This window comes from Comamonas sp. F1-6, assembly GCF_039581415.1.
GTDB lineage: Bacteria > Pseudomonadota > Gammaproteobacteria > Burkholderiales > Burkholderiaceae_C > Comamonas > Comamonas thiooxydans.
In genome coordinates this window covers 1-15,878 of record NZ_JBCPWN010000022.1, presented here as the reverse complement: position 1 = coordinate 15,878, position 15,878 = coordinate 1, and the positions used below count along the sequence as shown (strand labels likewise).

At 60.1% G+C, this 15,878-nt stretch carries 9 protein-coding genes and 3 pseudogenes; 2 read left to right on the top strand and 10 right to left on the bottom strand.

Features of this window, described 5'->3' with window-relative positions:
* Positions 1–16: 16 nt before the first annotated feature.
* The 3 genes from recD to recC are packed head-to-tail and all read right to left on the bottom strand — an operon-like array spanning position 17 to position 9,500.
* Entirely contained in the window at positions 17–2,107 is a 2,091-nt protein-coding gene (gene recD, locus AAIL66_RS19355) for an exodeoxyribonuclease V subunit alpha (RefSeq protein ID WP_343497511.1), read from the bottom strand.
* Entirely contained in the window at positions 2,104–5,916 is a 3,813-nt protein-coding gene (recB, locus tag AAIL66_RS19350; RefSeq protein ID WP_343497510.1) for an exodeoxyribonuclease V subunit beta, read from the bottom strand. The genes recD and recB overlap by 4 nt, the downstream gene beginning before the upstream one ends.
* Positions 5,913–9,500, bottom strand: a complete 3,588-nt coding sequence (gene recC, locus AAIL66_RS19345) for an exodeoxyribonuclease V subunit gamma (protein ID WP_343497509.1) — start codon at positions 9,498–9,500, stop codon at positions 5,913–5,915. Before recC ends, recB begins: the two co-directional genes overlap by 4 nt.
* Positions 9,501–10,080: 580 nt before the next feature.
* On the opposite strand from recC, the pseudogene AAIL66_RS19340 reads away from it, so the two are divergent.
* Positions 10,081–10,245: pseudogene (locus AAIL66_RS19340) on the top strand (IS3 family transposase); the annotation flags it as partial.
* Positions 10,246–10,307: 62 nt separating this feature from the next.
* Here AAIL66_RS19340 and AAIL66_RS19335 read toward each other — a convergent pair.
* The 4 genes from AAIL66_RS19335 to AAIL66_RS19320 all read right to left on the bottom strand — a co-directional run bounded on the left by AAIL66_RS19335 (position 10,308) and on the right by AAIL66_RS19320 (position 13,353).
* Complete coding sequence (locus tag AAIL66_RS19335) at positions 10,308–10,805, bottom strand: hypothetical protein (RefSeq protein ID WP_343497508.1); 498 nt, start codon at positions 10,803–10,805, stop codon at positions 10,308–10,310.
* 6 nt (positions 10,806–10,811) lie between these two features.
* Positions 10,812–11,117, bottom strand: coding sequence for an SHOCT domain-containing protein (locus tag AAIL66_RS19330; protein WP_343497507.1), 306 nt, complete (start codon positions 11,115–11,117; stop codon positions 10,812–10,814).
* Positions 11,118–11,145: 28 nt separating this feature from the next.
* Entirely contained in the window at positions 11,146–12,084 is a 939-nt protein-coding gene (locus tag AAIL66_RS19325) for a WYL domain-containing protein (RefSeq protein ID WP_343497506.1), read from the bottom strand.
* 120 nt (positions 12,085–12,204) lie between these two features.
* Positions 12,205–13,353: a GGDEF domain-containing protein gene (locus AAIL66_RS19320; protein ID WP_343497505.1), complete on the bottom strand. Its 1,149-nt coding sequence runs from the start codon at positions 13,351–13,353 to the stop codon at positions 12,205–12,207.
* Between the two features lie 197 nt (positions 13,354–13,550).
* Here AAIL66_RS19320 and AAIL66_RS19315 point away from each other — a divergent pair.
* Positions 13,551–13,745 (top strand): annotated as a pseudogene (locus AAIL66_RS19315) (transposase); the annotation flags it as partial.
* A 132-nt stretch (positions 13,746–13,877) separates the two neighbouring features.
* Here AAIL66_RS19315 and AAIL66_RS19310 read toward each other — a convergent pair.
* From AAIL66_RS19310 to AAIL66_RS19300, 3 genes and pseudogenes are all read right to left on the bottom strand, one after another.
* Positions 13,878–14,196, bottom strand: a pseudogene (locus AAIL66_RS19310) (transposase); the annotation flags it as partial.
* A 65-nt stretch (positions 14,197–14,261) separates the two neighbouring features.
* Complete coding sequence (locus AAIL66_RS19305; protein WP_343497504.1) at positions 14,262–14,693, bottom strand: hypothetical protein; 432 nt, start codon at positions 14,691–14,693, stop codon at positions 14,262–14,264.
* 537 nt (positions 14,694–15,230) lie between these two features.
* Positions 15,231–15,878, bottom strand: a 648-nt coding sequence (locus tag AAIL66_RS19300; protein ID WP_343497503.1) for a hypothetical protein, incomplete at its 5' end; no start/stop codon positions are given.

Sequence of the window (15,878 nt, the reverse complement as noted above, 5' to 3'; positions counted from 1 at the left end):
GAATCTCACCTACAAGCTACCGAGCACTCTCCATGAATCCCAGCAAACCGCTGCTGCGCTGCGTGGGACTGCCCATCGCCGACGCCAGCAGGCCGGGCACTTCGGTCCACAGCGAAAACGCCTTGCGCGCCCGCGTGATGCCGGTATAGACCAGCTCGCGGCTGAGCACGTTGCCGCCCTGCGCGGCCAGCACCAAAGCCGTGTGCTCGAACTCCGAACCCTGGCTCTTGTGCACCGTCATGGCGAATGCGGTCTCCACATGGGCCAGGCGCGCCGTGCTGACATGGTGCAGATGTTCGCCCTGCATGAAGTACACGCGCAGCCGCGCCGAGTCGGCAAAGCTGGGCAGGGCCATGCCGATGTCGCCGTTGAACACGCCCAGCTGCGCATCGTTGCGCGTGACCATCACCGGACGACCCATATACCACTCGCCCTCCTTGCGAATGACGCCCATGGCCTGCAAGGCCTGCTCCACCGCGCGGTTCAGGCCCGCCACGCCCCAGCTGCCATCGCGCACGGCGCACAGCAGGCGGTAGCGGTCGAAGGCGGCCAGCACCTCCCTCACCCATTGCCGGTGCTCGGCCTCGGTGGCAAAGCCGCGCCCCTTGCCCTGCCCATGTCTTTCCAGCACCTCGGCATAAGCGGCATAGCTGGCCATGCCGCCACGGCCTTGCACGGCGCTGCGCACCACGGCATCGACCTCACCGCCTTCACGAGCCCAGAGTTCGGCATGCTGACCAGCCTGGGTTTGCGTGCGCAGCAGCGCCATGGCAGCCGGTGCATCGCCGGCATTCACGGCCTGTGCCAGCTGACCGATAGGGCCGCCAAAGCGGCGGCTCTCGCGCAGCATGACAGTGTGCTGGGCCAGCGGCAAGGCCCTGGCCGGCGCCAGGTACTGCCCAGGCAGAGACTGGCCCGTCACGCGCTCGACATAGGCCGCGGTGTCCGGCTCGTAATTGCCCCGCTGCGCATCGCGGCACAGATCGCCCAGCACGGCACCTGCCTCCACCGAGGCAAGCTGATCCTTGTCGCCCAGCAGAATCAGGCGCGCCGTAGGCGGCAGGGCCTGCAGCAGCGCGGCCATCATCTCGAGGTGGATCATGGAGGCCTCATCGACAATGAGCACATCCACATCCAGCGGATTGCCTGCATGGTGGGCAAAGCGCCGCGTGTCAGGCCTGGCCCCCAGCAGCGAATGCAGGGTGCGTGCCGCCCCCATGCGTTTGACCAGCGCTTCCAGATCCAGCTCGCGGCCCACGGCTTCCTTCAGCTCCAGCAGCGAGCTGTCGATGGACTGCTTGAGCCGCGCCGCCGCCTTGCCGGTTGGCGCAGCCAGCGCGACGCGCAGCTGGGCGGCATCCGGCGCCGTGGCAAACAGCAGCGCCAGGAGGCGGGCAGCGGTATAGGTCTTGCCCGTGCCCGGCCCGCCGGTGATGACGGACATGCGCCCGCGCAGCGCCAGCGCGCAAGCCAGCTTTTGCCAGTCCACAGCATTCGCGGCAACGGCGGACGAGCTGAAAAGCCGCCCCAGCCAGTCGCGCACCCTGGTCTCGTCAAGCGCCACCGCATCGGTTGCCGTGCGCTGGGTGATGTGTGCGGCCACGCTGCGTTCATAGTCCCAGTAGCGGCGCAGATACAGCATGGGCGCAGCGCCGTCCAGCAGCACCAGCGGCTGACCTCGGTCTGCCGCTACCGTTCCCGGCTGCACGACACGCACCACGTGGCTGCGACGCAGGGCCTGCAGCCAGTCAGCCAGCCGGCCTGGCAATTGCTCCCATAGCGATTGCTGCAGGCGCTCGGCCTCCTTGGGCCAGGCAAGAATCTGATTGGGATCGCCAGCCAGCGCCTTCAAGGGCAGGCAGCTGTGACCGCGCCCCTCCATCTGCGCCAGCACGGCGGTGGCTACCAGCAGCGCAGGCCCGGCTTCGGCGTCCTGCGCTGCTACAAAGGCCGCCAGGGCGCTGTCCAGGCGGCGCAGCAGACCCGCATCGGCCAGTCGCTCCAGCGCGGCCAGCCAGTCCGTCGTGCCTAGTGCAATCGTGTCACCATCCGCGGGAGCTGCAAACAGGTCCAGCGTCTGCAGATCGGCTTTGCGGCGGCCCTTCATGGCTGCACCTCCTTCGATTCTTTCTCGCAGTCGCCAAGCAGCGCCTCAAGCCCGTCCAGCAGCGCCAGCGGCGGCTTCAGCACATGCATGCCGGCGGCCTCGCCATCAAGACCGCGCAGGAAGAAGTAGAGCGCGCCGCCCAGTTGTTCGCGGGGGTCGTAAGCCGCGCCCAGCCGACTTTGCAGCAGGCGGTGCAGAGCCAGCAGATACAGCGCAGCCTGCACGTCATAGCGGTGCTCGAGCATGGCCTGCTCCAGCGCCTGAGGGGCGTAGGCCGCGCCGTCCTGGCCCAGGTGGTTGGTCTTGTAGTCCAGCACCCAGTAACGACCGCCATGGTGAAACACCAGATCGGCAAAGCCCATCAGCATGCCGTGCAGCTCGCGCTCGGGCAGCACCGGGCGCGGCTGGCCGGCAAGGATGTGCCGGCGGCACAGCACGTCGATACGCGGTGCCGACAGGCGCCGCGCCGGCAGCCAGAACTCCATCTCGGGCAATAGCGCATCACCTTCGCCCAGCTGCGCCAGCGAGACGCCGAGCGGCGCCAACGGCTGGTGCACCACTGCACGCAGCCACTGCAGCACATCGGCGGCCTGCTCCTTGCGGCCCGCGCGCTCGCAGCGGCGCAGCAGGCGGGCCGCCAGGGGTTCACTGTTGTCGGGATCATCCTCGGGCTGCAGCGCAAAGTCCTCAGCGGCCAGCCATTCCAGCTGGTCGTGCAAGAAATTGCCCACCACCGGGCCGCGCATGAAGCGGTGCCACACCGCAGCATCGCTGCGCGCACCGGCGGCGAATCCGGTCAAGTTGGGCAGGGCGGTCATGACCTCGTTGATGACGCCCGGGTCCAGCGCAGCTTCACCCGCCTCCAGGGCCTGCAGCGCACGCTCGTCCTCGGCGGGACTTTGTGCGGCCACCGGCAGGACCGGCAGGCTGGGTGCGGCCATGGCGCGGGTCAGCGACGAAAAGCTGCCAATGCCCCAGCAGCGGTCGAACTGCGCCTCGTACACGGGCGCGGCGGCCAGGGCGGGCAAGGCCTGCGCGGCAACATAGCGCGTGGGCACGGGCAGTTCGGCCGGCAGATCCACGACGGCGATCTGCGTGCAACGCTCGCTCAGGGCCTGGATGCTGGCGCGCCAGCTGGCTGCGGCCTGCGAAACATCTCCGGCCAGCAGATAGCCTGCCGCACCCTGTTCGTTCGCACAGTTTTTGCTGTTGCCGCGCTTCATGGGGGCCAGCCCCATCCACAGCGCATGGCGCGGGCGGGTCAGCGCCACATACAGCAGGCGCAGATCCTCGCGCAGACGTTCCTTGTCGGCCTGCGCCAGCTGTGCATCGTCATAGTCCAGCACCAGCTCGCGCGCGGGTGCGCCATCGATCTGCACGGGCAGCGAAAGATAGGCTGCCTTGCCGTCCACAGGCCGGAAGCTGCCGCCAAACGGCAGGCAGACCAGCGGGTACTCCAGCCCCTTGCTCTTGTGCACGGTGACGACCTTGACCAAATCGGCATCCGATTCCAGCCGCACGATCTGAGCATCGCCGGCCGCGCCCGGGCTCTCGATCTGGGTGGCCAGCCAGCGGATCAGCGCCTGCTCGCCCTCCAGCTGGGCACTGACGCCTTGCAGCAGCTCGGCCAGGTGCAGATAGTTGGTCAGACGGCGCTCGCCGCCCATGTCCTTCAGCCAGCGCGCCGGCAATTCAAAGCGGTACAGCGTCTGGCGCAGCATGGCCAGCACGCCCAGGCGCAGCCAGAGGCTGTGCAGCTCCTTGAGCAGCTCGCTGCGCGCATCGAAGGCCTCGTCATCGCTGGCCAGCCATGCGAGCTCGTCAAACGACAGCCCCATCATGGGCGTGGCCAGACCGGCACGCACGGCCAGTCCGTCCAGAGGCGCTGCCACGGCACGCAGCCACAGCAGCAGATCCTGTGCCTCGCCGCTGGCGAAGACCGAGTCCTGATCGGACAGGTAGACCGACGCCACATTGCGCCGCGCCAGCGCACGGCGCACGGCAGTGGCCTCCTTGCCCGTGCGCACCAGCACCGCGACATCGGCCGGGCGCAGGCGCTGCAGCGGCTGGCCGGCCTCGGCAAAGCCCGTGGCACCGTCCATCAGCCACTGCACGATCTGGCTGGCGCAGAACTCCGCCCCACGGCGGCGAATGTCGTCATTGCTCAGCGGCTCATCGCTGCTGCCATCCCAGGCAATGGTCAACGCTGCCATGCGCTGGCTGCCCTGCATCAGCCGCTCCTTGCGGCCATTGGCCTTGACGCTCTCGAACGGCAGCGGATTGCTCTGCCCGGCGCGGAACATGAACGCACCCTCGCCTTCGCGCACTTCAGCCTGCACAAACCACTGGTTGACCGCATCGACCAACGCCTCGGTGGAGCGGAAGTTGGTGTCCAGCACATAGTGGCGGCCCTCGGTCGCCTGCCTGGCCTGCAGATAGCTGTAGATGTCCGCACCACGAAAGCCGTAGATGGACTGCTTGGGGTCGCCGATCAGCAGCAGTGCGCTGTCCGCGCTGTTGTCTGCCGTGCGATAGATCTGGTCGAACAGCCGGTATTGCAGCGGCGAGGTATCCTGAAACTCGTCAATCAGCGCCACCGGATACTGGGCCAGGATGCCGGCTTGCAGCGCGGGGCCGTTGTCGCCAGCCAGAGCCGCATCCAGGCGCTGCAACATATCGGCAAAACCGAAAGTGCCGGCCTGGCGCTTGAGCCACAGCAGGCGCTGCTGCACGTGGACTGCCGCATGAAGGCGCAGCGCCACTTTGATGGACGGCAGCTCGATCAACGCTTTCAGCAATTGCTCCAGCTCGGAAAATTCAGTGGGCAGCAGCAAGTCCATGGTCGAGCCCTTGAAGGCCTCGGCCATACCCTCTGGGCACAGGCGCTTGCGGGCGGAGTCGCTGAGTTCCAGAGGCTGATTCAGTGGGTCTTGCGCCCAAACGGTCAGCGCCGCAAACCAGCCTGTGTAGTAGCGAGCCTGCAGCTTTCGCTTGTCCCACAGCGCGGCGCGGCCGTCTAGCTCACCCTCAATCCAGCGCAACATGCGCTCGGCCTTGGCTTCCCAGCCATCAGCCAGCGCTTGCAGTCGCTGCGCACGCTCTGCATTTGTCTGCGTAATGCATTCGCCCAACGACCCGACACCTGCCACAGCGGGCACGTTTTCGCGCAGCAGCGATTGCATGTCTTTGACCAGCGCATGCACATCGGGCCAGACCTGCAGTGCCGTCTCCAGCACCTCGCCCGACAGCGGGTAGCACTGCTGGCGCCAGTAATCCTGGGCAGCCTCGGTCTGACGCTGGCTTTCATCGGCCTCCAGCGTTTCATCAAACAGATTGCCGCTGTCGAAGGCATGCTCGCGCAGCATGCGCTGGCACCAGGCATCTATGGTGTGGATGGCTGCATCGTCCATGCACTGCGCAGCCATGTCCAGCCGCCAGGCGGCGGTATCGCGCTCCGAGCCTTCAACATAGGCATCGCGCAGGTCGCGCAAGAAGCTGTCGTGCGCCGCCGGTTCGGCCTCGCCGCGAAAGCATTGCACGGCCTCGATCAAGCGGGCACGGATGCGGTCCGACAGCTCGCGCGTGGCGGCCCGTGTGAAGGTCATGACCAGAATATCGGGCGGCATCAATGCTCGGGCAAAGCCGTTCTCTGCACCGTGGCCCAATACCAGCCGCAGATAGAGCGCGGCAATGGTCCAGGTCTTGCCTGTGCCCGCGCTGGCTTCGATCAGGCGCGAACCCCAGAGCGGGAAATGCAGGGGCTGCAGCGCCTGGCTGCCGGGCTTCATCGGGTTGGCGGGCGTGCTCATGCCGGCTCTCCTGGTTGTTCGTCCTGGTCTGCGCAATGCAACAAGGGCAGATCCTCGGTCTGCACCTGCGCGGCCAGCCAGTCATGCAGCGGGCCATAGACCTGCTTGGCCAGGACGTGGAAGCGCAGATCGGCCGTCAGCGCCTCCCAGTCGGGGTAGCAGCGCGCCCAGCAGGGGTCTTCGCATTCGCCGCCCAGCATATAGCCGCCCTCGTAGGCCTGCGCGGCGGCGCTCGGATCGTCACGACCGGCTGCGATGGCTGCTTTGAGAGGCAGCGGCAAGGGCTCGTTCTGGCCCGCCAGCCACAGCTGCATCAAGGCTTGCAGGCGCTGCGTGGCCGCCTCCGGCTCCAGCGGCTGCACCCAGACCAGGGTGTCGCGTGCGATCACGCCCATCAGCGTGTCGCTGCCCCTGCTTGAAAGCGCCAGACTGCGCACATAAATGGGCAGCAGCTTGTGGGCCTGAAGCTCGCCTTTCTTGTTCAGCAGCGTGCGCGGCTCCAGCGCGAACCAGCAACGGCTGTGGCCCGCATCCGAAGACGGCTCTTCACGCTCCTGCAAGCCATCCATCCAGTCATCCAGCGTGACCGCATCGGAGTGCAGCAGCAAACGCTCGCGCGGCGCCGCATGGGGCCATAGCCCCATCTGCTGCTGCCAGGCCAGCAACGACGGCGTGGCCTGGGCCTGCAAGGCCTCGGCCTCGCGCCTGCCAAGACCTGCCAGCGGCAACACGCCGGCACGCCCCAGGCGCTGCACCTGACGTTGCACCTGCAGGCCCACGTCCAACGCGGCATCATGCGCCAGCTGCGTGCGCACGCCTTGCTGCAGCTGCTGAATCAGGCCGTAGGCGGTCAGGCCATCGACGCTGAAAAGCTCGTCGTCCTCCAGCAGCTCCTCGTCCTGCTCAAAGCGCACCTGCAGGCGATTGCGCAGAAAGCTGCGTGCGGGATGGCGCAGAAATTCCGTCAGGCGCGCCAGCGTCAGCGGCACTTCGGGATCGGGCTCGAACGCGGCCACGACCGGCAGCACCTGCGCGTCCCGCTCTTCATGCGCGCCATACCATTCGCGCGCGAAAGTCGACAGCCCCGAAGCCTGCTCAAAATAGCGGCGGCTGAAGGGCTGCAAAGGATGCTGCCGGGTACGCTGGGCCAGCAGCAGACCCCCTCGCTCCCTGGCGGAAAGTCCTGCGCAGCCTTCGCCCTGCCAGCCCTGGCTCAGATAGTCGCGCAACTGCGAGACCAGCACCGAGGGGGGCTGCTCGCTGTTGTCGCGCACATGGCGACCGGCCCAGCTGATATAGAGCTTGCTGCGGGCCGACAGCAAGGCATCCAGCATCAGCTGGCGGTCATCGTCGCGGCGCGCGCGGTCGCCGGGACGCTGCTGCCCGGGCAAAGCCATCAGATCGAAATCCACGCGCGTGGCACGGCGCGGGTAGTCTCCATCGTTCATGCCCAGCAGACACACCACGTCGAAGGGAATGGCGCGCATCGGCATCAGCGTGCAAAAAGTCACGCCGCCGGCGCGAAAGCGCTGGTTGAGCGCGGGCTCGGACAGGGCCTGCAGCCAGGCTTCCTGTGCCACTTCCAGCGGAATGAGGGCCTCAAAACCCGCTTGCTCGCAGGCAGCCTGCCAGCCGACCAGGGCCGTGTCGAGTGCGGCGCACAAGGCCTGGTCTTCATCGCCCTGCGCGACAAAGAAATCATCGAGCAGTGCACGAAAGCGCTGCGCCCAGGCCTGGGGGGCAGCCGCCTCGCCGGCGGTTTGCCACCATTGCAGCATGCGCCCCAGCAAGCTGGCCAGCGATCCGGCCAGCTCGGCCGTCAGGCCGCCCACTTCGTCATAGGGCTCCATGCCGGCAAACACCTGTGCCTCGTCGAAGGCGGCCTCCAGCGCCGGCCCGCTGGCATAGCCCAGCAGCATGCGGCGCAGGCCGAACCCGGCGCTGTTGGGATCACCGCAGGCCGCCAGGCCCAACTGTGCGCGCTGCGCATGGTTGAGCCCCCAGCGAATGCCCGCACCGGCCATCCAGTGCGTGAGCTGAGGCAGATCGTCGGCCGCCAGACCCACGCGCGCCGCCACGGCGGGGACATCGAGCAGATCGCACAACTCGCTCAGACGGCAGCGCTGCTGCGGCAGCTTGAGCAGCCATTGCAGCGCCGTCACCAGCGGACTGCTGGCACGCGCGCCCACGTCGGCGATATCAAACGGAATATGGCGCGCATCGTGGCGGCCGTACTGGCCGAACACGGCGCGGATGGCGGGTGCAGCCTCTTCGATCGACGGCAGCATGACCACTACCTCGCGCGGCGCCAGCGCTGCGTGGCCTGCCGCGGCAGGCTCGGCCAGCCATTGCAGCAGCTGGTCGTGCAGCACTTCGAGCTCGCGCACCAGGCCATGGGCCTTGTGAAAGACGATGGACTGGTCGGCCGCTGCGATCTCGACCACAGGGTGCTCCGACATGGGCACCAGATCGCGAATGCGCTGCTGCACCTGGGTCAGCAGCGGTGCGTCGATCAGCTCGCTCGCGTCGGCCTCGTCATACACATCCACACGCGGCCAGCCCCATTGCACGGCCGTGTCCCCCGTGGTGTCGAAGGCATCGAGCTGGCGCACATAGTCGCGGCTCTGCCGCCCCCATGCCGCCAGCAGCGGATGGGCATGGGCGTGCATGGCCGCCAGCGGAATCTGCGCCAGGTCCTTGCCGCCCTTGTCGGCATGACGGCGGCGCTGCTGGCGCAGCAGCTCGCGCCCGTCGATGGCATCGGCCCAGTGAAAGCGGCAGGGGTTGGGCACGGCAATCAGCACCTGGCTGTGCTGGGCAATGCCGCTCAAAAACTGCATCAAAGACAGCGGCATCTGGCTCATGCCGAACACCACCACGCGGCGCGCCAGCGGCGTAACGGGCGGCTGGCCGCTTTGCAGCGCGTCCAGAATCCGCGCCAGCAGGGCCGGGCGGGTGGCGGCACGCTCCTGCTCATCGAGTTCGGCCAGCACCTTGCGCCACAGCTGGGGCTGCCAGAGCTGCCCTTCGGGCACTGGCTCGTCGGAGCGGCCCGCCGTGCGCAGCACATCCTCGCCCTGCTCCCAGGCGGCCAGCCAGTCGGCGCGGTAGATCTGGTACTGGTCGAACAGGTCGGCCAGCTTTTCGGCCAGCTGCAGCAGACGCTGCGGCTCGCCAGGGCGCAGAAAGTTGGCAATCGGTGCGAACGCAGGCTCGCCCAGGCATTGCGGCAGCAGACGCATCAGGCGCCAGATCATGGGCGTCTTGTCCAGCGGCGATTCACGCGGCACCTCATGCCTGCCCAGAATCTGCCGGTAGCTGCGCCAGACAAAGCGCGCCGGCAATTCGACCTGTGCAGCGGCGCACACGCCCTGCTGCTCGGCCATGCGCATCTTGAACCACTCGGCCATGCCGTTGCTTTGCACCAGCACGATCTCGGGCTCCAGCGCCTGCAAGGGATGCGCCGCCAGCCAGGCCAGCACGGTATCGGCCAGCGCCTCGGTCTGGTTGCCGTGAATGGCGATCAGGCCCGGCTGCCAGTTAGCTGCCGGTTGCGACGCCCTTGATTGCTGCTCTGCTGTCACACGCGCTCCTGTGCCTGTCTGTGCACGATGAAAGCTGCAAGCTTAACGGCAGCATGCAGGCGCTATCAAATGGAAAGCTGGTTGCGCATACCAACAAAGCGAACTGGAGCTGAAACGCTTTGAAATCAAGCAAAGACAAGCGCAATCCGCTCTACTTTTTATTACCCAAAGCCCATTGCGGACATTCCGAGGCGGCAATGAGAAAAGCCCCAGATCATTGCTGATCTGGGGCTTTGAATCTGGTGGCCTGGGACGGAATCGAACCGCCGACACAAGGATTTTCAATTTTTTGAACACTTGCGCAGCAGGTTTCGGCCCCTACAACGATCTGCCAAGTTTCAAGGTAGGCATACAAAAATCTTCAATCCGCACTACAAAGGGCCTCGCTACGTCTGAGCAATTTGTACCCATTTGGAGAAGGAAAACAGCGCCAACTTCCAGCCGAAAACCGGACATCTTTCGGTCACATATCCTTTTCTTATTACTTGATAAGTACTTGCTCGCTCACATCGCAAACCTTACCGATGTGACCAAAAAAAATCTCCGGAAGAACACCGCAAGCTTTTTTTGCATGAGCAGCTACAAACGCGTGCCAAGGAAAACGCGAGAGTCATTGGAGCTGGCAACGCGGCAAGGCGTGCACTGGTTTAACCACGGCAGACTGCTGGAGCCCATGGGACATATCCCGTCCGCAGAAACAGAGGCTAACTACCGGCGGCAAGTTGCCAAATCAGTGCAGGCCTGAGCCTGCACTTCAACTAACGAGCCTCCACCAAATCCGGTGAGATTCAGGCTTCCATGTGGACATCAGGCCCTGAGAGGCTCTTGAACGGAGGCGTTTTGAGCCAGCATTGCACGCTTGGCGACCTCATAGCATTCATCTACGTGGGAGTTCCCCACCAATTTCATGGCGCCAAAGCTGATGGTCGCGGCCAAGGCCTGTCCAAGGAAAGGAATGTATTTGACCACCTGCTTTGTGGCAACACGGATGCCGATCCGCTTCAGAACAACCAAGAGCAATTCCTTGGTGACAAGCTTCCCAACCATTTGGCTTCCGATGCTGGTGGCGACCACCAAAATCGTCTGCTTGATATGCGGGTCAAGCTGATCAATTTGTTCAGGAGCTAAACCAAATTTCCGGTTGATCATGGGAATCATTTCAAGCAACAGGGCAACATCGGCTCCGAGGTCGGCCCCGGGCACCGGGATGACCGCCGCACCTGCCGAAATTCCGGCGCGTTTCGTGACCATGGATTTGCATTCATCACGAATGGCTTCCAATTCTTGGCTTGTGGTTGGAATCATGCTCGGTTACTCCTTTTCTGTTTCGTTTTCTGTGTGAATCAATGACTTCAACAAATCCTGTTTCAGGTGCTCAAACTCAGCACGCGTGAGCGCACCACTTTGATGCAAGGAAAACAGGGTTTGCAGTTCGGAAATGTGCTTCTGACTAAGCGTGGAAACCGCCACGTCCGAACTGACGGGTAAGGTGGCAGAAGGTTTACGCGACGAATTTTTTGGTGCTGCTGCTTTACGAATACCGTTAAAAACCGAAAAAACTCCCCATAAGAAGCAGAAAAGCAAAAAAAGTAGAACGAAAAAACCGCCACCTTTCATAACCAGCCCTTCAGAGAAAAACGATGTGTTAAACGGATGTCCGAGCGGCTGTGTTGTCGGGCGCCCATAATTCCAGCGCCTGCACCAAGCCTTGGACCATCGCTTCGTGCCACTGCGCCGGATGCACAATTCGAACATTCGGCAACCAGTAACGAACGACGGGCAGCAACTGGTTCGGGTGGTTGATATGTGTGGTGACCAGTAGTGAGCCATCCGTATCAGTGCGCTGCTGTTGTCGGGGTAGTAATTGCCGCCGGGTAAAGTAGTGCGCCACTGTGGGAGCCACACGCAAGATCACTTCGGTGGTTTCCGTGGTGAACCAAATATCATCCTTGGCATTGATGTATTCGCTGTGGGCAGGGTTGCGCGTGAAACTGCTCGTAGTGTTCACCCGCAGTTCCTGGAGCAAAGCAACGCTGAAATTTTTGAGCTTGCCACCTTCTTCAGCAGCCAGGTACCAGATGCCGCTTTTATGGATGAGTCGGTATGGCTGAGCCTGGCGAGGCTTGTTTTTGTAGAGGAAGTGACAGAGGTGCCTGCTTTCAATAGCCTGCTGCAGCATGATGAAGGCATCCGTCCCCCCGAGATCTTCGTGAGGAATCGGCTGTACCTGCGTAGCTCGAAGCGATTCAGGGATGTCCAACTGAGGCAGCAGATAAGAAAGACTCATATCTGGGAACAGCTGCTCGGTACCTGCCATGCGCGCGTAGTTGCGCAAGTGTTTAGCGGGAATGGTGCTACGTGCCGTATTAGTAAGTTGCCAGCGACCTGTAGCACCACGTTCGACAATGCCGCGCAGGCGTTCGCCCAGGTCGCGTTCGATCGTGCGTACATCAACTAGGAACTCATGTGCCAACTGATTCTTGTCGATGGCCTCGCCCTCATGCAGCCGGGCAAGGATACGCGACAGACGCTGGGCCAGTTTTTCTCCTTTGGAGCCGGACCCGGTTACGAGTGGTGCAGACATGAGTGAACGAATGAGCGAAAGCAATAGTAACTATAAGTGTTAATTGAGACAATTTATGTCTTGCACATATTTTCTCAAGATCAGGAGAGGTCGCGCTGCGGCCTCGATAGGCAAACTGAATCACAGTGTCACCACGCAATTTCGGCCAGTGTTCTTGGCTAGATACAGCGCCTTGTCGGCGGCAGCCAGCATGGTCTGGCCATTCGCAGAGCCCCCCCGATTCAGAGTGTGAAGGCCAATGCTGACGGTGACTGAATGAACGCTGCCATCGCTGGTCACAAAGCGTTTTTTTTGTGCCGTTGCCCGTAAGCGCTCGGCCAAAGCACTTGCGCCGATAGCATCGGTGTGGGAAAGAATAAAAATGAACTCCTCTCCTCCCCAACGGCCGGCGATATCGCCTGAACGCAACTGTGTTTTTAGGCAAGTCGCCAAATCCTGGAGCACTTGGTCGCCACAGAGGTGACCATATGCATCGTTAATACGCTTGAAAAAATCCACATCGACAATCAATAAAGACAGAGGCTGTTGCAGGCGCTGCGCATAGGCTATCTGTTGCTCCAAAGCATGCCGAACGTAACGACGGTTATAGAGCCCTGTGAGATCATCCGTGAAGGCCAGTGCGTGGTTGCTAGCATCGGCTCGCTCCTTCAGCAGAATTGCAAGACCAAAACTGGAGATGACCATGGCAACAGAGGCCATTGAAAAAACCAACGTCTGCATCGGGAGCCACTCCATGATTGCCTGCACACTCATGTGCCCCGCAAGGACGGCACTAGCTTTCGTCAGTAACGCAATCATTGACAGGGCAACTCCAGCGAGCAAAAAAAACTTGCCTCGACCTGGCGTTTCATGCCACTGCCGAAAAATCGTCCGACCAAAAAGCACGATTTGAAAGCACAGCAACGTCATCAGTAAAGCGCCCCTTATTGCCGCGTGCTTGAGCAATAGAGGGAAAAACATACAAACTACGAGCACAGGGAACCAAATCAGCAGCCGCGCAGGCTTGCTGCCCTGAACCTGATGAAAGCCTTCCAACATCAGTGAAAATGCGGCAGTCAGCAAGATATTTCCCAGCACCACGGAGAACCCATCGTTGACCTGTTGACGCAGCATGTAAAGCACGTGTGCGCCGCAAATCGCAGTCAAAGCTAGTCCCCAGAAAACCATGCCATTCTTATGCTCACGTCGAGTGATCAGCCCTAGGCATACTGCAAGTGTGGCCAAGATGAGAGCGTTGATGAATGCAAAAGAGGGAACGTGCAAGCTCATGGAGTGGCAAGAAATCCTGATGTGAGGTGATGAAAAGCACCAGATGGCGAAATGCGTCCATACCATGCCTCAGATGCTGTTACGACCTCAATCATGTCAGGCGACTGCGACAAGGTATGTCGCTGTTGATTGAATTGCACCCGTCCCTTCCACCGTGCTAGCCCAAACCCAAGAGACGTTATCGCATCACCAATTGGATGCACTAAAACTCATGCTTGGAGGCTTGAGGCTTCCTGACGACTTGGTGGGATAAGACGATTTCTTGGTTTGCCGCAGCAAGTGGCAAACGTGGGCGTAGCCCGAGGTTTTCGGATACAGCGATCCCGCCCTGTTTGACGCTCAAGAACCTATTTGTTCTGGCCCTTCGCCAAACCACTGGACCTGTCCGGTCATTCCCGTTGTTGTGCACATCTAGCACAAGGCGTACTCTCCCGCCCCGGCGGTAACTAGACCATGGACGGCGTCTGAGAATGGCCTAATTCTGTAAATCGATTCAAGATTACTGCTCTGATCTAGCTGCGGGTGTATGGCACCTGGACCTGCAAATCCAATTGCCACCTGCACAAGGTGCTGAAGTCCGGCACCGGCCAGATAAGGCTGTACAGTTTGAGCACTGACTCCACAACGCACGTCGTTTGCCTCAGCGCAAATCAAACAGCTGCTTGAACGTCAAGCAAAATTGGATGGCTGTATCCGAAAACTTCGGCTACACCCGCGCATGCAACTGCCAGCGGCAAATCACACCATGCTCTTGTCCAGTCAAGTCGACAAGGAGCCACGGGCGTTGAGCGCGGCGTTGTATTGTTTCTTGTCGATAGTGCGGTAGCGAGGCTTGTGAGACATGGCTCATGTTCCAAGTCTACCGCTTGCAGCGGCAATGATTTAAGCAGCAATTCCTACTCTATTAGCTATATCGTTCCGCATGCTCCATAGCTGCCAAGAGTCACCAACGAAATAACACCCTTAAAAAACTCTGTAACAGAATTAACAATCGACCCTATTGACATCGTCAGCAATGGTATTAAGTTTCTTACAGTGTCCAATGGATTCAATACCGTACCGACAAGAACGCCGATCATCGAATTGGCCATGCCAGCGGCAACCTCCGCTAGGTCAAAGAACACGCCAAGAGAAGCATCTATAAACTGAGTACTCTGCCCTTTTCTATATCGCTCAATCTGGTAAGAAAAATAATTAATTTCTTTTTGAGGAAAATTAATTATCGTGCTTAGTGCATAAACTATATGAGTTGCACCGTCCCACTCAATGACATTCCAACGTCCTGGCCCATGATGATCATAGACAAAGAAATGATAGCCTTTAGCCCACACTCCGGTCATATATGCTCTCTCCATATTAATATCAGAGATTGTGCTAACAAATCTGCTCGGCCTTTTCTCTTCCCAAGGTTTGCAAGATGATCTATCCAAATAGGAGTGCTGAACCGTATTAATCCAGATAGTGTTTAGCTCATGCATGCCTCCGGAATTTTGCTGTATTACATGCTGCGACTCACACGAAGCGCGCTCAGAAGTCAAACTCTCCACAGGGTGCCGTATTGCACAATAGCCCTTTCCGATCGTCTTACCTACGATTGGAAAAAACTCATTACCTCCACCAATCAGTACTAGGCATATCAAGAAAAAAGCGAATAAGTTTTTCATGTTCTAGCTATTTTTTGCTTGTAAAAATCACAATTTGATACATTTTACAAAAGTTCTAAAACACCGCAAGAAAAAAATGCCAACAACTTACGCATGCACTTACTCTCAAATTTCTTAACCAAGGAATTCAAGCATATGTAGATGCACGTTTGCTTCCCCTGCTTCCCCTGCTTCCCCTGCTTCCCCTGCTTCCCCTGCTTCCCCTGCTTCCAACTAGCGTCTCACTAGGCTCTTCAAATCCTTTAGATCCTGTGGGGCAGGGAAATAAATATCATCAAACTCATCGCCATGTTTTCTTTGTTTGAATGGGGTTTCAGCGTCCTTTCCTCTATTCTCTGCTTGACCTGTTTTAAATAATTTCAACCAAGCTTTAGGCATAAAAAATCTCATGCTTTGAGAGCCCTGCCCAGCAATCGGATTTAGTTTCAATCTAATGAAAGTACCGGAAGTCAAGCCCAATGGAATAAGCAGTGTTTTTACCATCTCATCATAGTCGCCCAACTTATCCCTCATCACCCACTCTCTCATCTTCATTGATGAGCGACTCTTCTCAAAATTTAGATGAAATAATTTCGGTTGTAAATCATGATAGTTTTTTCTTTTTAAGAATACAATTTGATTAGAAGAATATTTAGGATCAGAATACTTAACTCTTTCGTCATCCCCTTTAACACAGCAACCTTTAAAAACATCAGTAATCTGAATCAGATCACTAAGAGTTGAAGAAAATTCTGGATTCTTCTTATCCCTATAATTTACGCCAAGAATTGCCAATGCTGACATTATCCGAAATGCATCATCAGAGTTACCGGATTCATACCCATATAAATCTACCAAATTCCATCGGGGAGTGACATCCAC